16 protein-coding genes and 1 pseudogene are annotated in these 16640 nt (G+C 72.6%); 5 read left to right on the forward strand and 12 right to left on the reverse strand.

Annotated elements, in window-relative coordinates; genetic code table 11:
- The first annotated feature begins 12 nt into the window (after positions 1-12).
- Entirely contained in the window at positions 13-1746 is a 1734-nt protein-coding gene (locus GA0070561_RS31815) for a glycoside hydrolase family 3 protein (RefSeq protein WP_091409265.1), read from the forward strand.
- Between the two features lie 30 nt (positions 1747-1776).
- On the opposite strand, the gene GA0070561_RS31820 is transcribed toward GA0070561_RS31815, so the two are convergent.
- Positions 1777-2451, reverse strand: coding sequence for a lipoprotein (locus GA0070561_RS31820; protein ID WP_091409269.1), 675 nt, complete (start codon positions 2449-2451; stop codon positions 1777-1779).
- A gap of 133 nt (positions 2452-2584) precedes the next feature.
- Between GA0070561_RS31820 and GA0070561_RS31825 the strand changes: the two genes are divergently transcribed.
- Positions 2585-2803 (forward strand): hypothetical protein, encoded by a 219-nt coding sequence (locus GA0070561_RS31825; RefSeq protein WP_091409273.1) that lies wholly within the window; start codon positions 2585-2587, stop codon positions 2801-2803.
- Positions 2804-2852: 49 nt separating this feature from the next.
- On the opposite strand, the gene fabF is transcribed toward GA0070561_RS31825, so the two are convergent.
- The 7 genes and pseudogenes from fabF to GA0070561_RS34570 all read right to left on the reverse strand — a co-directional run bounded on the left by fabF (position 2853) and on the right by GA0070561_RS34570 (position 9576).
- Complete coding sequence (gene fabF, locus GA0070561_RS31830; RefSeq protein ID WP_091409277.1) at positions 2853-4079, reverse strand: beta-ketoacyl-ACP synthase II; 1227 nt, start codon at positions 4077-4079, stop codon at positions 2853-2855.
- Positions 4080-4081: 2 nt separating this feature from the next.
- On the reverse strand, positions 4082-4321 hold the full coding sequence (locus GA0070561_RS31835) for an acyl carrier protein (protein WP_030330276.1): 240 nt from the start codon (positions 4319-4321) through the stop codon (positions 4082-4084).
- Positions 4322-4406: 85 nt separating this feature from the next.
- Entirely contained in the window at positions 4407-5351 is a 945-nt protein-coding gene (locus GA0070561_RS31840; protein ID WP_091409280.1) for a beta-ketoacyl-ACP synthase III, read from the reverse strand.
- 5 nt (positions 5352-5356) lie between these two features.
- Positions 5357-6274: pseudogene (locus GA0070561_RS31845) on the reverse strand (ACP S-malonyltransferase); the annotation flags it as partial.
- A 78-nt stretch (positions 6275-6352) separates the two neighbouring features.
- The gene (locus GA0070561_RS31850; protein WP_279616386.1) at positions 6353-7654 is read right to left on the reverse strand and encodes a PucR family transcriptional regulator; all 1302 of its coding nucleotides are present in this window, start codon (positions 7652-7654) and stop codon (positions 6353-6355) included.
- A gap of 48 nt (positions 7655-7702) precedes the next feature.
- A complete protein-coding gene (locus GA0070561_RS31855) occupies positions 7703-8395 on the reverse strand; it encodes a response regulator (protein ID WP_091409290.1) in 693 nt (230 codons plus the stop codon).
- A complete protein-coding gene (locus GA0070561_RS34570; RefSeq protein ID WP_091409294.1) occupies positions 8392-9576 on the reverse strand; it encodes a sensor histidine kinase in 1185 nt (394 codons plus the stop codon). The genes GA0070561_RS31855 and GA0070561_RS34570 overlap by 4 nt, the downstream gene beginning before the upstream one ends.
- Positions 9577-9891: 315 nt before the next feature.
- Between GA0070561_RS34570 and GA0070561_RS31865 the strand changes: the two genes are divergently transcribed.
- Positions 9892-10221, forward strand: coding sequence for a hypothetical protein (locus GA0070561_RS31865; RefSeq protein WP_091409298.1), 330 nt, complete (start codon positions 9892-9894; stop codon positions 10219-10221).
- 50 nt (positions 10222-10271) lie between these two features.
- Here the strand turns inward: GA0070561_RS31865 and GA0070561_RS31870 are convergent, their stop codons facing one another.
- Positions 10272-10922, reverse strand: coding sequence for a hypothetical protein (locus tag GA0070561_RS31870; protein WP_091409302.1), 651 nt, complete (start codon positions 10920-10922; stop codon positions 10272-10274).
- A 252-nt stretch (positions 10923-11174) separates the two neighbouring features.
- Here GA0070561_RS31870 and GA0070561_RS31875 point away from each other — a divergent pair, with 252 nt between their 5' ends.
- A complete protein-coding gene (locus tag GA0070561_RS31875; RefSeq protein ID WP_244166522.1) occupies positions 11175-11792 on the forward strand; it encodes a copper resistance CopC family protein in 618 nt (205 codons plus the stop codon).
- A gap of 91 nt (positions 11793-11883) precedes the next feature.
- On the opposite strand, the gene gltX is transcribed toward GA0070561_RS31875, so the two are convergent.
- The 3 genes from gltX to GA0070561_RS31890 are packed head-to-tail and all read right to left on the reverse strand — an operon-like array spanning position 11884 to position 15968.
- A complete protein-coding gene (gltX, locus tag GA0070561_RS31880) occupies positions 11884-13293 on the reverse strand; it encodes a glutamate--tRNA ligase (protein WP_091409309.1) in 1410 nt (469 codons plus the stop codon).
- 51 nt (positions 13294-13344) lie between these two features.
- Positions 13345-14622 carry an MFS transporter gene (locus tag GA0070561_RS31885; protein WP_091409312.1) on the reverse strand — a complete coding sequence of 426 codons (1278 nt, stop codon included), beginning with the start codon at positions 14620-14622 and terminating at the stop codon, positions 13345-13347.
- The gene (locus tag GA0070561_RS31890) at positions 14619-15968 is read right to left on the reverse strand and encodes a GH1 family beta-glucosidase (protein WP_091409315.1); all 1350 of its coding nucleotides are present in this window, start codon (positions 15966-15968) and stop codon (positions 14619-14621) included. The genes GA0070561_RS31885 and GA0070561_RS31890 overlap by 4 nt, the downstream gene beginning before the upstream one ends.
- 188 nt (positions 15969-16156) lie before the next feature.
- Between GA0070561_RS31890 and GA0070561_RS31895 the strand changes: the two genes are divergently transcribed.
- The gene (locus tag GA0070561_RS31895) at positions 16157-16603 is read left to right on the forward strand and encodes an SRPBCC family protein (protein ID WP_030488771.1); all 447 of its coding nucleotides are present in this window, start codon (positions 16157-16159) and stop codon (positions 16601-16603) included.
- The last annotated feature ends 37 nt before the right edge of the window (positions 16604-16640 follow it).

Genomic DNA, 16640 nt, shown 5'->3' on the forward strand with positions numbered 1-16640 from the left:
GAAGCTGGTGGGATGGGCGGCGTGTCGAATCGCCCGTGGCGCGCCAGTGTCGCTGTCGCCGCCCTGACCGCCCTGCTCGTCTCCGGCTGCTCAGGTGACCCGGAGCGCCCCACGCCGACGCCCAGCCCGGTCGGCACGTCCGCGGGCCCGAGCGTCCCGGCCACGCCGCCGGCCAGCGACCCGGCCAGCCGCGCTGCCGCGCTGGTGGCGACGCTGTCCGACGAGGACCTGGTCGGCCAGGTGCTGATGCCGTACGCCTACGGCGACTCGGCGACGAAGGTCTCCGCCGGCTCGGCGGCCGGTAACCAGGCCCTCGCCGGGGTGGACACCCCCGCCGACATGATCGCCAAGTACCGACTGGGTGGCCTGATCCTGGTCGGCTTCAGCGCCGACGACCCGACCAAGGGCAACCAGGAGACCACTAACGTCGACAACCCCAAGCAGGTGCACGAGCTCACCACCGGGCTCCGTACCGCCGCCGGTCGGCTCGCCGCCGGTTCGGCGCCGCTGCTCATCGGTACCGACCAGGAGTACGGCGTCGTCACCCGCGTGACCGACGGGGTCACCGTGCTGCCCAGCGCCCTCGCGGCCGGCGCGGCCGGTGACCCGAAGCTCACCGAGGCCGCGTGGCGGGCCGCCGGCGCCGAGTTGGCCGCGATGGGCATCAACATCGACTTCGCCCCGGTGGCCGACGTGCTGGCCACCCGCAGCACCGTGATCGGCTCCCGGTCGTACGGCGCCGACCCGAAGCAGGCCGCCGGGCAGGTGGGCGGCGCGGTCCGTGGCCTCCAGGCGGTCGGGGTGGCGGCCACCCTGAAGCACTTCCCCGGGCACGGCCACAGCGCCGACGACTCGCACCAGGACCTTCCGGTGCTCACCCAGTCCGCCGCGGCGTTGCAGAGCGGCGCGTGGCCGCCGTTCACCGCCGGCATGGAGGCGGGCGCGATGGCCGTGATGTCCGGTCACCTGGACGCGCGCGCGATCGACCCGGGGACCCCGGCGACGTTCTCGCACAAGCTGCTCACCGACGTACTGCGCGGCCAACTCGGCTTCAAGGGCGTGGTGATCACCGACGGGATGAACATGCCGCCCGCGAAGCGCTGGGCTCCCGGCGAGGCGGCGGTCCGGGCGCTCAACGCCGGTAACGACCTCATCCTGATGACCCCGAACGTCGGTCAGGCGTACGACGGGCTGCTCGCCGCGCTGCGCGGCGGATCGCTGCCCCGGACCCGGCTGGTCGAGGCGGTCACCCGGGTGCTGACCATGAAGTTCCGGCTCGCGGAGCTGCCGGCGGCGCAGATGTCCACGCTCAACACCCCGGAGCACCGGGCGGCGGCCGACGCGCTGGCCGCCGCCGCCGTCACCGTGCTGAGGGGCGCCTGCGGCAAAGCGGTACGCGGGCCGGTCACCGTCACCACGTCCGGCGGTCGGGACGGCACCCGGGCCACCCTCACCGCCGCGTTGACCGCCGCCGGGGTGCAGGTCAAGCCCAGCGGCGGCACGATCGTGCACCTGGTGGGCTACGGCGACGGCGCCAAGGACCTGAGCCCCGACGCGGCGGTCACTGTCGCCATGGACACCCCGTACGTGCTGGCCGACGCGAAGTCACCGACGCTGCTGGCGACGTACTCCTCCAGCCGGGCGTCGATGACCGCCCTGGCCGCCGTGCTCGCCGGCAAGGCCCGGCCGGGCGGCCGGTCCCCGGTGGCCGTTCCCGGACTGCCCGCGACGACCTGCGGTACCTGACCGTCCGGCACGGCCAGGTCAGCGCCCACCTCACTCGCCCTTGGCGAGCCCTCGCACCGCGAGCCGGTACGCCGGCAGCACGTCGGTCCGTTCGGTGATCAGCCCCTCGTTGACCGCGAAAACGAGCGTCTGCCCCGCCGGCTGGACGGCCAGCGCCCAGTTCCGCGACTCGTCCTCCTCCTCCACCAGCGGGTTGGTGGCGAGCCAGGTCATCTCGGTGGCGTCGAAGCCGCCGGCGCGGAGGTCGCGGAACTGTTGGCCGGCGACCGTCTCGCCGGCCCCGGCGGCGAAACTCTCCAGCACGGCGCGCGGCGTGACCGTCGGCGAGTCCGCCGCCCAGATCCGCAGGAATCCGCCGCCGGCCGGCCGGCCGTCCACCTCACAGCGCACGGTGGTGCCGCCGCGCTTGGTGAGCGCCTCGCCGACCAGCTCGGCCAGCTCGCCCTTGGGTGGCTCGATCGCCTTCGCCGTCCACCCGTCGGCCAGCGGAAACGTCACAGGTACCGGGCAGGGGGAACCCGTGCCGCCGGTGGTGCCGCCGGACGACGCCGGAGCCGTCTCGTCGTACCAGGGCTCACCAGTGGCCTGCGGGGCCGGGGCGCCGGCCGCGGGCCCGGCGGGAGCGGTCGAGTCGTCGCCGCAGCCGGTCAGCAGGCCGAGGGTGAGCGCCGCCGCCGACACGGCGACGAGGGTACGAGTGTCCATGGTGGTGATCCCCGTCAGTCGATCTTCAGTCGGCCCATCTAAGCCGTGGGGTCTCCCGACGTCAATCGGGATCGCTGCACCCCCGACCGAAATCGGGTCGCCTCGCCCCCGGTCGGTCTGACAACCTCCCCCCATGGGAGCGGCAGCAGGATTCCGGCACACGCAACGGGCGGACGGCACTGTGGTGATCACACACCACGGCCGGGTCGCCGGCACGCTGCGCGGCGCTCGGGCCGCGGAGTTCCTCGCCGAGGTCGACGACGACCCGCAGTTGGTGATGGCCCGCTGGACCGGCAACTACCGCCACGGCAACGAGCGCACCGCGAAACAGCACCCCCGCAATCGAGGCTGATCGACGAAGGGCCCCTCCTCTCGACGAGGAGGGGCCCTTTCGCGGGATCTCAGGGACGGGCGAAGACGAGCGCCACGTTGTGGCCGCCGAAGCCGAACGCGTTGTTCAACGCGGCCGGGATCTCCATGTGGCGGGCCTTGTGCGCGGCGACATCCAGGGTGAGGCCTGGGTCCGGGTCGTCGAGGTTGATCGTCGGAGGGACGACACTGTCGCGGATCGCCAGGATGGTGGCGATCGACTCCAGCGCACCGGCCGCACCGAGCAGGTGACCGGTCATTGACTTCGTCGCGGACAGCACCGGGTGGTCGCCGAGCGCCTTGTGCAGCCCGCCGATCTCCAGCATGTCCCCGATCGGGGTCGAGGTGGCGTGCGCGTTGACGTGCACGATGTCCCGCTTCGCCACGTCCGCGTCGGCGATCGCCTTGGCGATGGCCCGGATGGCGCCCTCGCCCTCGGCGTGCGGCTGCACGATGTCGTACGCGTCGGACGTGATGCCGGCGCCGGCGAGGCGCGCGTACACCCGGGCGCCCCGGGCCGCGGCGTGCTCGGCCCGCTCCAGCACCACGATGCCGGCGCCCTCGCCGAGGACGAAGCCGTCCCGGCCCCGGTCCCACGGGCGGGAGGCCCGCTCCGGGTCGTCGTTGCGGGTCGACATGGCCCGCATCGAGCTGAAGCCGGCGATCGGCAGCGGGTGGATGACCGCCTCGGTGCCGCCGGCCACCACCACGTCGGCCCGGCCGGAGCGGATGATGTCCAGACCGAGGGCGATCGCCTCGGCGCCGGTGGCGCAGGCGCTGGCCACGGAGTGCACGCCGGCCTTGGCGCCCAGTTCCAGCCCGACCCAGGCGGCCGGACCGTTCGGCATCAGCATCGGGATGGTGTGCGGGGAGACCCGCCGTGGCCCGGACGCCTCCAGGATGTCGTCCTGGGCGAGCAGGGTGGTGGCACCGCCGATGCCGGAGCCGACGCTGACGGCCAACCGCTCACCGTCGAGGTCGGAGCCGGCGAGGCCGGCGTCCGCCCAGGCCTGCTGCGCCGCGATGATCGCGATCGCCTCGGAACGGTCCAGGCGGCGCAGGCGGACCCGGTCCAGCACCTCCGACGGCTCCACGGCCAACTGGGCGGCGATCCGGACCGGCAGTTGCTCGGCCCACTCCTGGGTGAGGGCACTCACCCCGGAGCGGCCGGCGAGCATTGCGTCCCAGGTCGACGCGACGTCCCCGCCAAGCGGGGTCGTCGCGCCGAGCCCGGTGACGACGACGTCAGGACGACTCATGATCAGGACTGCGCCGCGATGTAGCTGACAGCGTCGCCGACGGTCTTGAGGTTCTGCACCTCGTTGTCCGGGATCTTGACGCCGAACTTCTCCTCGGCCGCGACCACTACCTCAACCATGGAGAGCGAGTCGACGTCGAGGTCGTCGGTGAAGGACTTCCCCTCGGCCACGTCGTCCGGGTTCACTCCGGCAACCTCTTCGAGGATCTCGGCGAGGCCGGTGGTGATCTCGTCACGGGTCATTGCGGTTGGTTCCTTTCATCGGGGTTCTCCGGCGGCCGGCGTCGCCGACCGCCACTCCTGGACGCGTACGCGCCCGAGGGGGTCATCAGGGGCAGCGGACGACCTGACCGGCGTAGGTCAGGCCACCGCCGAAGCCGAACAGCAGCACCGGTGCGCCCGAGGGCACCTCCCGGCGCTCCACCAGCTTGGACAGGGCCAGCGGCACGCTCGCCGCCGAGGTGTTGCCGGACTCGACGATGTCCTTCGCGATGATCGCGTCGGGGATGTTGAGCCGCTTGGCGATGCCGTCGATGATCCGGGCGTTGGCCTGGTGCGGCACGAACGCGGCCAGCTCCGACGGGTCGACCCCGGCCCGCTCGCAGGCCTGGAGCGCGAGTGGCGCGATCGCGGTGGTGGCCCAGCGGAACACCGCCTGCCCCTCCTGCTGGATGTACGGGCGCCAACCCTCGATGCGGACCGCGTCGCTCTTGTCCGGCACCGAACCCCAGACGACCGGGCCGATGCCGGTCGGCTCGTCGTCGGCGGTGGCGGAGACCACCGCGGCACCGGCCCCGTCCGCGAAGATGATGCAGGTGGAGCGGTCGGTCCAGTCGGTGAAGTCGGACAGCTTCTCCGCGCCGATGACGATCGCGTTGCGCGACGCCCCGGCCCGGATGGCGTGGTCGACGGTGCCCAGCGCGTACGCGAAGCCCGAGCAGGCGGTGTTGAGGTCGAACGCGCCCGGCGCGGTGATGCCCAGCTTGGCGGCGACCCGGCAGGCCACGTTGGGGCTGCGGTCGATGGAGGAGCAGGTGGCGACCACGACCAGGTCGATGTCGGCGGCGGTCAGGCCCGAGTTGGCCAGCGCCTTGCCGGCAGCCGCGGCGGCCATGTCGGCGACCGTCTCACTGTCGGCGATCCGCCGGCTGACGATGCCGACGCGGTCGCGGATCCACTCGTCGTTGGTGTCGACGAGCTGGGCGATGTCGTCGTTGGTCACCACCCGGGAGGGCTGGTAGTGCCCCATCGAGACGATGCGACTGCCAGTCATGAACGACCTCCGATACGGGCGATCAGGTCCCGTGCGGCCGGCAGGTCGTCCGGGGTGTTGAGGGTGACGATCTCCGGGGCGCCGTCGCCCTTGAGTTCCCGCTTGACCAGGCCGGCGAGGGTGCCGGCCGGGGGCAGTTCGATCACGCCGGTGACCCCGAGGTCGGCCAGCGTGCGCATGCACAGGTCCCAGCGCACCGGCGCGGTGACCTGACGGACGAGGCGCTGCACCATGGCCGCGCCGTCGTCGACAGCGGTGCCGTCGAGGTTCGACAGCAGGGTCCGGACCGGGTCGGCGGGGGTGATCCCGGCGGCCTCCGCGGCCAGCGCGGTCTCGGCCGGAGCCATGTACGGCGTGTGGAACGCGCCGGCCACCTGGAGTCGGATGATCCGGGTCCGGGCGGGCGGCGCGGCGGCGAGCTTGTCGAGCCCGTCCAGGGCGCCCGCGGCGACGATCTGCCCGGCGCCGTTGCGGTTGGCCGGGTAGAGCCCGTTCGCCTCGATCGCGGCGATCACCTCGTCGGGGTCACCACCGAGCACCGCGGCCATTCCGGTCGGCTCCAGCGCGCACGCGGCGGCCATCTCCCGGCCACGGACGCCGGCCAGGGTGATCGCGGCGTCGGCCGACAGCACACCGGCCAGGGCGGCGGCACCCAACTCGCCGACGCTGTGGCCGGCGGTGAGTGCGACGCCGTCCAGCGGCAGGTGCTCGGCCGCGAGCAACGCCGCGGCGACCAGCAACGGCTGGGTGCGGGCGGTGTCCTTGATCTCGTCGGCGTCGGCGGCGGTGCCCAGGTGCAGCAGGTCGACCCCGGCCAACGCCGACCAGTCGCGCAGTCGCGCCTCAGTGCCGGGCAGGTCGAGCCAGGGGGTCAGGAAGCCGGGTTTCTGAGAACCCTGGCCGGGACTAAGTACGGCGAGCACGTCTATGACTCTCCCGGATAAAGGCGGGTAACGCGGTGCCGCCTTCGACCAAACCACACTAGGACCTTTAGAGGTTTCCTACAAAGATCGGCGGGGATCATCCTCGGTTTGGGCGGATTTCCGGGTAGCCGGGGTCATTGTCTGAGTCGGGACCGGCGAGGCCAGCGGGGCGACCGGATCCAACCGACCCACTGTCAGCGCGACCTGAAGGGCGAACGCGTCGCGCGGCGACAGTGGCGAGAAACCGGTCACCTCGGCGATCCGGCGCAACCGGTAGCGCACCGTGTTCGGGTGCACGAACAGCGCCCGGGCCGCGCTCTCCAGCGTGCCACCGGCGGCCAGGAAGGCGTCCAGGGTCGCCAGCAGTTCCCCACCGGCGCGCACCAGCGTCGCGTACACATCGTGACGCAGCCGCCGACGGGCCTCCGCGTCGCCGGCGAGGGCCCGCTCCGGCAGCAGGTCCGCGGCCGGCACCGGCCGGGGCGCGCTCGGCCAGGCCGGTGCGGCCCGGAAGCCGGACAACGCGGCCCGCGCCGACTCGGTCGCCTCGTCGAGGCTCGGTACGGCGGGACCGACCACCACCGGGCCGTCCCCGAACGCGCTCAGCAGCTTCGCCGTGGCGGTCAGCGGGTCCGGTGCGCCGCCCAGCACGATCACCAGCCGGTCGCCGTGGACGCCACCGATCACCTCCACGCCGATCCGGCGGGCCTGCCGGTAGACCACGTGCAGCACTGCGGAGACCTCGCCGCCGGGCGACCGACCGACAGCCACCGCCACCGGCGGGGCGTCCGCCCAGCCGAGCGCGGCGGCGCGACTGGCCAGGACGTCCGGCGAGTCACCGCGCAACAGCGCGTCGACAAGCAGCGCCTGCAACCGGGCGTCCCAGGCACCGCGCGACTCGGCGGCCCGCGCGTACACCCGGGCGGCGGAGAACGCGATCTCCCGGGAGAAGCGCAGCACCGCCTCGCGTAGCTGCTGCTCCTCGCCCTCGGCGGCCAGGTGCGACACCTGCTCCTCGACCACGTCGATCGTCACCTTGATCAACGCCACGGTCTGCTGGAGGGTGATCGACCGGGCCAACGCCTGTGGGGCGGCGGCGAAGACCTCGTCCGAGACCTCCTGGGTGCTGTCCGCCGTGCCGCCGCCCTCGCGCAGCCACTGCACCAGCGACCTCGCGCCCGCCTGGGCGACCAGCATCACCCAGGAACGCTGGTCGGCCGGCAGCGCCCGGAACCAGGGCAGCGTCTCGTCCATCCGGGCCACGCTGGAGGTGGCCAACGCCCCCGCCGATCGTTCGATCCGGCGCAGCGTGGCCGACAGCTCCCCACCGCCCGGCGTGCTCACCGCCCTAGCCTGACACGTCGTGAGCAGGCCAACCACGCCGGCACCGGTCCGCTGACCATCGTCAGCGCGCCCAGCGGGCCCGTCTCACGGCTGTGGGGGAGCGGGCAGGCCCACCTCCTGGGCCAGGATCGCGGCCTGCACCCGGCTGCGAAGGCCCAGCTTCGCCAGGATCCGGCTCACGTGGGTCTTGGTGGTGCTCTCCGCCAGCACCAGCCGATCGGCGATCTGCTGGTTGGACAGGCCCAACCCGAGGCAGGCCAGCACGTCACGCTCACGCGGAGTGAGGGTGCCCAGCGCGGCCCGGGCGTCCGCCGACGCACCCGGCGCGGTGGCCGCGAACGCGGTGATCAACCGGCGGGTCACAGTGGGCGCGATGAACCCGTCACCCCGCGCCACCGTCCGCACCGCGCTGACCAGGCCATCGGCGTCGGTGTCCTTGAGCAGGAACCCGGCCGCGCCGGCCCGCAACGCCCCGAAGACGTACTCGTCCAGGTCGAAGGTGGTGAGCACCAGCACGTCGGCGAGCCCGTCGTTGACGATCGCCCGGGTCGCGGAGATCCCGTCCCGGTGTGGCATCCGCACATCCAGCACCGCCACGTCGGGGCGCAGCTCCCGGCACAGGCGCACCGCGGCGTCGCCGTCGGCCGCCTCGCCGACCACCTCGACGCCCGCTGAGCCGTTCAGGATCAGAGCCAGTCCGGCCCGTACCGCCGGCTGGTCGTCGGCGAGCACCACCCGTACCGTCGCCGGGCCCGCGTCGTCCGCCGGCCCGGTCACCCGCCCTCCCCGGTGGGCAGGGCCGCCCGCACCTGCCAGCGGCCGTCGTGCGGCCCGGCGGTGAACCGGCCGGCCAGCAGCGTGGCGCGCTCCCGCATGCCGATCAGCCCGGCCCCGGCGCCCGGCAGCCCGGCCCCGCCCCGGCGCACCGGGTTCTCCACAGTCAGCACCACCTCGGCCGGCCGGTACGCGATCGTCAGCTCCGCCTCACCCGTACCGTGCTTGAGCGCGTTCGTCAGCGACTCCTGCACGATCCGGTACGCGGCGAGGTCCACCCCCACCGGCAACGCGCCCGGTGTGCCATCGGTCCGGACCCGGACCGCGAGGCCGGCCGCCCGGACCCGGTCGACCAGTCCGTCCGCCTCGGCCAGCCGCGCGGTGACCACCTCGGGGGTGGCCAGGCCGTCGCCGGTTCCGGGCTCGCGCAGCACCTCGATCATCTGACGCATCTCGGCGAGGCCCTGCACACTGCTCTCCCGGATCACCCGCAACGCCGACTCCACCTGACCGCGATCCAACCCGGGCACGGAGAGCACGGCGGTGGCGTGGATGGCCACCGCGCTGAGGTGGTTCGCGACCACGTCGTGCAGTTCCCGGGCCATCCTGGCCCGTTCGGCGCTGACCGCCTGCCGACGATCCAACTCGACCAGCCGGGCGGTCTGCTCGGCCCGCGCCCGCTCGGCGGCGGCCTGGTCGCGGTACTGCCGCACACTGATGCCGGTCAGCACCGGCAGCAGCCCGGCGAGCACCACCAGGACCCCGAGCGCCGCCCCGCGCCACTGGCCGTAGGCGAGCACGCCGACGACCACCCCGACCAGGCTCAGCGCCACGGTGATCCGCAGCAACCACCGCCACAGCCGGGGCGGGCCGTACACGCAGGCGTCGTAGAGCACCTGCGTGTAGACCAGGACCGTGCCCAGCGAACTGCCCAGCGCCGTGTCGACCACCAGCGCGCCGGTCCCCACGGCCAGGCTGGCGCGCGGTGCGACCCGCCGTAGGCCGACGGCGACGCAGACCGCCACCAGCGGCGGCAGGAACAACGCCGACGGCACGTTCCCGTCCGGACGGACCTGCGGTTGCCAACCCAGGGCGTGCAGCACCAGACCACCGGCCAGCGACGCGCCGGCCAGCACGAGGTCGCGGCCGAGGGTGCCGGAGTCGAGCCACGGTGGCGCACGCATGCCCCGATCCCACCACAGTCGTCGCCCGCCGAACTCCCACCGGGGGAGGACCTCGACCGCACCGCCATGCGCCGAAAGGGGTACGCGGACCCTTACCGACCGCCAGTACGGTCCTCGGCCGTGACGCGTCGGGTGAACGGCACGAAAAGAAGCTGTGAACTGCGTAACCGGCCCCCGCGCTCGGCGGCGTCCTCAAGGACCGGCCGGTCCGCACCCCGGGTACGCTGCCGCGCGGCCCGTCGGTCCCGGCCAGTACGGTGACAGGGCACCTCGGGGAGAGCACCCGAGGGTGAGGCGAGCGTGAGGAGACCGGGGATGGCGCACGGGGAGGCCGAGCACGGCTGCGCCCAGGGCGAGCCCTGCCGGCCGGGGCACCACGACCCGCAGGCGGCTGGCAAGCACCGGCGGCCGGTCGGCGGCGCACCAGCACACCCGGTGGAGCCACTGCACGGGCGCGTCGATGACGAGCCCGTGCTGCCGCGTCAGCGCTCCGCCGAGCCCGCCGGCCTCGCCGAGCCCGACTCGGACGTTCCCGCTGGTTGCCTCAGCGAACTTCCTGGATGGGCCGGGGCGCACCGGCACGGCGCGGTCCGGCCGCGGCCGCGGGCCACCCGCCGGGAGCGCCCACCACGCCGCTGGTGCTGAGCACCGCCGACGCACTCGCTGATCAGCGAGTGCGTCGGGTCAGCGCCAGCTCAGCGCGTGCGGCGGCGGATCAGCAGGGCGATCCCGGCGAGGCCGACCGTGATGGTCAGCATCACGCCGACGTTGAGCAGCAGTAGGCGTTGCAGGTCGCCGAGCGCCTCGTCGAGGTCCTTCGCCGGGTCCAGCGTGTCCTCCGGGAGCACACGCTCGCCGCCGCCCGCGCCGCCACTGACCGTGTCGAACTGCCGCTCCAGCGGCACACCGGCGGTGCGCAGGGTCTCGGACATGCTGAGCCGACCCAGGAACCAGCCCGCGCTGGTCTTGCGGCCGTCCGGCTGCTTCGCCGGCCGGTAGACGCGGGGGCCGCCGATCGCCTTGGGATAGAGGTCGTAGGTCTGCTTCGGCGTCTCGCCGGCGAGCACCACGACAGTGTATTTCGGACCGAGGTTGGCTGCCTTCGGACCGGTCGGCATGCCGGTGCGAGCGAGGAAGTTGACCTGGTCGATGACCGCGCCTACGAGGGCGGGCTCCTTGTCCGCGTGCAACCGCAGCGGCTCGGACAGCCCCGTGCCGGTGATGTCCACTCCGGCGGGTGGCGGCTTCGGCGCCGCCGAGGCCGAGCCGGCGGTGCCAAGCGACAGCAGTGCCACCGCCAGCGTGCCCGCCAACACGGCGCCCAACCGCCTCATGTGTCGGACCATCCCGCCTCCTCGCCCCGTTCGATGGATGGCTTCGTCGTGACGTCTGGACCGATCTGCCGGTGCGGCATCGACCGGATGGTCGCGTCCACTCCTACAGACTCCGCAAAACGTCGATGAGTTGCAGCTTTCGGAACAGTAATTGGAACTATCTGCGATCTCTGCTCGACTAATGAGGAGCCGTTTGATCAGCGGGCGGATCGTACCCTTACGGAGGGGTTCATGGGGGGCAGGGTTACACGTACGGTGCGGGTCATGCCAGTGGTGCTCGGCGTGGCGTTCGGTGTGTCGTTTCTGGTGCCGGCGACTCCGGCCGCCGCCCACAACCAGCTGACCGGCAGCGACCCGCGCGACGGCGCCCGCGTGGCGACGGCACCCGCCCGCGTCGAGCTGCGGTTCCTCGCCAAGCCGTCGCCGACTACGACGAAGATCACAATAACCGGACCGGACAATGTGGTCGCTGGCGGGACTCCCGCCTTCGACGGCAGTCGGGTGCGGGTGCCGTTCAAGCCGGCCGCCGCAGGGCTCTACATCGTCGGCTACCAGCTCGCGTCGTCCGACGGGCACCCGGTGAAGGGCGAGGTGCGGTTCACCCTCACCACCGGCACCGCGGCCGACCCGTCCGCCTCGCCGTCGGCAGCCACCAGCACCAACCCGGCCGGCTCGCCCTCGGCTGGCGCGTCGGCCGAGGGCACACCCTCTGCCGGCCCCGCGTCGGTGACCCCCGGCAGCTCGACGGCCTCCACTGTGCCGGCGGCGTCGGAGCAGTCCGACTCCGGCGGCCGCTGGTGGATCTGGGCGCTCGCCGGCCTGTTGCTGCTCGCCGCACTCGGCGCCGGCCTCGTGTTCCGCCGCCGACGTGGAGCCCAGTGATCAGCGGAGCCGAGTGATCACTTGATGCCCGGTAGTTCAGGATCGGTAGTGACAACTACCGGGCATCAAGTGATCAAACTGTTGTACTCCGTCAGACCAGGCGCAGGCGGGCGGCGCGGATCCGGGTCAGGGTGCGCTCGCGACCGAGCACCTCCAGCGACTCGAACAGCGGCAGACCCACGGTGCGGCCGGTGACCGCGACCCGCACCGGTGCCTGCGTCTTGCCGAGCTTGAGGCCCCGCTCCGCGCCGACCGCCTCCAGCGTCGACTTCAACGACTCGGCGTCCCAGGACTCCAGCGCCTCGAACGCCGCGACGGCGTCGTCCAGCAGCTCGGCGGAACCGTCCTTCATCGTCTTGGTCCAGGCGGCCTCGTCGATCAGAGGTGAGGCCAGGAAGAGGAAGTCGACGTTCGGCACGATCTCGCTGAGCACCGCGATCCGCGTCTGGGCCAGCGGCGCCACGGCGGCGAACGCGTCGGCGTCGAACTCCTCCGGCTGCCACGGCGGCGGCGCGATGGTCCCGGTGCCGGTCAGCCACGGCTGGCAGGCGTCGATGAACTCGGCCACCGGCAGCGCGCGAATGTACTCGCCGTTGAACGCGCGCAGCTTCTTCTCGTCGAAGTACGCCGAGGAGAGGTTGACCTCGTCCAGCCGGAACTCGTCCTCGATGACCGACCAGGGAACGATCTCCCGGTCGCCGGAGGGGGCCCAGCCGAGCAGCATGAGGTAGTTGCGCATCGCGCCGGCCAGGTAACCCTCGTCGCGGTACGCCTCCAGGGCGACCTTGTCCCGGCGCTTGGAGAGCTTCTGCCGCTTCTCGTTGACCACCACCGGCACGTGCGCCCAGATCGGCGGCTTGACCCCGAGGGCTTCCCAGAGCAGCTGCTGCTTGGGGGTGTTGGGCAGGTGCTCCTCGGCCCGGATCACGTGGGTGATCCCCATGGTCATGTCGTCGACGACGTTGGCCAGCAGGAAGACCGGCGAGCCGTCGCCCCGGGCGATGACGAAGTCCTCGATGAGCTTGTTCTCGAAGGTGGGCTCACCACGGATCAGGTCGACCACCACTGTCGCGCCCTCGTCGGGCGTACGGAAGCGCAGCGCGTGCCCCGGGCCGGGGCCGAGGCCACGGTCGCGGTGGTAGCCGTCGTAGCCCTGGTACTGCGAGCCGGTGCGGGCCTGCACGTCCTCGCGGGTGCAGTCGCAGTAGTAGGCGCGGCCCGAGTCGTACAGGCGCGCGGCGGCGGCCCGGTGCTCGCCGGCGTTCGCCGACTGGAAGTACGGGCCCTCGTAGCTGCCCCGGGAGATCCCGATCCAGTCCAGCGCGGAGAGGATGCCCTCGGTCCACTCGGGCTTGTTGCGCGCCGCGTCGGTGTCCTCGATGCGCAGCACGAACACGCCGCCCTGCTGCTTGGCGTAGATCCAGTTCTGCAGCGCCGAGCGGGCGCCGCCGACGTGGAACATACCGGTCGGGGAAGGGGCGAAGCGCACACGTACTGTCACGTCCCCCAGCCTACGGCGGTACGCGACTGCTTTCCGCCACCGCCCCCTGGCTCACGGCACCGAGCGGATCTTGACGACCAGCGCGCTGCCGAGCAGGGTGACCACGGCGGTGACCGCGTAGAGCGTGGGATAGCCGCCGAGGTACACCACGAGCGGGGCGGAGAGCGCCGGGCCGAGCACCTGCGGCGCCGAGTTGGCGATGTTGATGACGCCCAGGTCCTTGGCCCGGTCGGTGGCCCGGGGCAGCACCTGGGTGATCAACGCGGCGTCCACCGAGAGGTAGACGCCGTAGCCCGCGCCGAGCAGCAGCGCGGCGACGATCGCCATCGGCCAGACCGGCGCGACCGCGAGCAGCAGTGCCGCCACCGCCATGATCAGCCCGGAGACGATCACGTAGATCTTGCGGCGGCCGGACCGGTCGGACAGCCGACCGGCGATCACCGCGGTCAGCATCATCCCGAGCGTGTAGAGCAGGATCAGCACGAGCAGGCCGCCCTCGGGGTCCGGGTGGCGCACCCCGTCGCTGAGGAAGTACAGCAGGTAGAGGGTGCCCAGGGCGTTGCCCAACTGCACCAGGAACCGGGTGATCCAGGCCCAGGCGAAATCCGGGTGCCGGCGAGGGCTGATCCACATCGAGGCCAGCAGCGCCCGCGTCCGGATCGCCGGCCGATGGGTACGCGGCAGCGGTTCGTCGGGGGTGAGCAGCGCGAACGGCAGCGACAGCAGCAGGATGGCCACGGCGATGGCCAGGTAGCCGGCGGCGTTGCCGGTGACCACGGCGGTGACCAGCACCGCGCCGAGCACCAACCCGAGCGCCTGCGGGATGCCCACCCACCCGGAGACCCCGCCGCGCTGGCGCACCGGGACCCGGTCCGGGATGGCGGCGGTGAGGCTGGCCAGCATCGCGTTGAAGCAGACCTGAGCGGCGACCCAGCCGAGGGCGACGCCGAGGATGGTCCGTTGCTGGGCCAGCAGCACCAGGGCCGCCGCGCCGAGCACGGCCCCGCCCGCCGTCCAGACGTGCCGACGACCGAACTCACGGCCGGCGATCCGCAGACAGGTCCGGTCGGAGAACGCGCCCGCCAGGGGGTTGGCCAGCACCGCGGCCAGCGCACCGAGGCCGGTGACCACGGCCAGCATGTTCTCCTTGTCGCCGGGCGCGATCTGCTCGATCTGTTGCGGCAGCAACACCTGGATGGGCGTGAAGAACGCCATCCACACGCCGAGGTTGGCCGCGAAGATCAAACCGATCCAGCCGCGCCGCACCGGCACCGTCGGCTCGGCGAGCGCCGCCGGCAGCGACGCCGGCGTCGGGTCGAGGGTGGTCACCGCGCCGACCCCGGCCGGCTGGCCGTGATCACGTCCCGCAACCAGGTGTACGACGACTTCGGCGTACGGGTCTGGGTGGCGTAGTCGACGTGCACCAGACCGAAGCGCTTGGTGAACCCCTCGGCCCACTCCCAGTTGTCCAGCAGCGACCAGACGAAGTACCCGCGGACGTCCACCCCGTCGTCGATGGCGGCCCGCACCGCCCGCAGGTGCCCGTCGAGGTACGCGATCCGCTCCGGGTCGGCCACCTGCCCGTCGGCGTCGGGCGCGTCGTCGTACGCGCAGCCGCTCTCGGTGATCTCGATGGGCGGCAGCGCGTCGCCGTAGGTGTCGCGCAGCCAGCCGAGCAGCTCGCGTAGCCCGTCGGGGGCCACCGGCCAGTCGAAGGCGGTACGCGGGTAGCCGTCCAGCGGCACGAGGTCGAACGGCAGGGGCGAGCCCTCCTCGGCAGCCCGTACTCCGGTGGGGTTGTAGTAGTTCACCCCGAGCACGTCGATCGGCGTGGCGATCGTGTCGAGGTCGCCGGGGTGGATGACGCTCGGGTCGAAGCCGGGCAGTTCCGGGTAGCCGCGGCCGAGCAGCGGGTCGGTGAAGAGCCGGTTGTGCAGCGCCTCGTACGCCGCCCCGGCGGCCCGGTCGGCGTCGTGGTCGCCGAGCACCCGCACCGGCGAGTAGTTGTTGGCGATCGCCACCGGGCTGGCGGTGTGGGTCCGCAGCGCGGCGACCGCGAGCCCGTGCCCGAGCAGTTGGTGGTGGGCGACCGGGATGGCGTCGAACAGCAGCAGCCGGCCGGGGGCGTGCACACCCATGCCGTAGCCGAGGCTCATGTGGATGAACGGCTCGTTGAGGGTGATCCAGAGCCGGACCCGGTCGCCGAGGCGGGCGGCGGTCTTCTCGGCGTACTCGGCGAACCGGGCGGCGGTGTCGCGGTGCAGCCAGCCGCCGGCGTCTTCGAGAGGTTGCGGCAGGTCCCAGTGGTAGAGGGTGGCCACCGGGTCGACGCCGGCGGCCAGCAACTCGTCCACCAGGCGGTCGTAGAAGTCCAGGCCGGCCGGGTTGGCGGGGCCGGCGCCGGTGGGCTGGATCCGGGGCCAGGCGATGGAGAACCGGTACGCGGAGACGCCCAGGCCGGCCAGCAGCGCCACGTCCTCGGTGTGCCGGTGGTAGTGGTCGCAGGCCACCTCGCCGCTGCTGCCGTCGCTGATCCGCCCGGGGGAGCGCGCGAAGGTGTCCCAGATGGACGGAGCTCGGCCGTCGGCAGTGGTGGCGCCCTCGATCTGGTGGGCCGATGTGGAGACGCCCCAGCGGAAGCCGGTGGGGAACTGGGGCAACGGTGCGATCGACATGCGCCCTCCCGGTCAACGTGAAACGTGCTCGGGACTTTAGGGCGCTGTCGATGAATGCGCCATAGGCCGGCCTGGCGCATTCCGCAATGGTTGATCGGCGTGTCTTTTTCCGAACCCGTCCAGGTAAGTCCGATTTAGCGCATAGAGTGCCGATATCGTGGGATGTCCTCACCGGAGGAAAGACGGAAATGATCCTCGTGGAACGCAGTGCGCACGTGGCGGCGCCAATTGAAGTGGTCTGGGATGTCGTGCAGCGGGCCGAGCAGTTGCCGGCCTGGCTGGCCGGGGTCCGTGCGGCCGAAGTGCTCTCGGGAGAGGGCTTCGGGCGGCGACAACTGGTCCAGGCGGGGCGCGGCTCGGCGCATGAGGCCGAGGTGATCGCCTACCAGGAGCCGACGCTGATCGGCTGGCGGGAACGGGCCAAGGGCGCTGGATCTCGGGCGGAGGCACGCACCGAGATCTACGTCCAGCTCACCGGAGACGAGGAGGAGGGCGGGACCATCGTGCGCCTCATCGTGGTCCGCTGGCCGGCCGGCCCGGTCAAGGCGGCCCTCCTGCGCCTCGGACTGCGTCGGGTGGGCGCCGACCTGGAGGACTCGCTGGCCCGGCTCACCGACCTGGCCGCCGTCGGCTGACGAGCGCCCATCCTCCCGGCGTCACCCGCGACGGCGG

Origin of the sequence: Micromonospora saelicesensis, from assembly GCF_900091575.1 — a bacterium.
GTDB lineage: Bacteria > Actinomycetota > Actinomycetes > Mycobacteriales > Micromonosporaceae > Micromonospora > Micromonospora saelicesensis.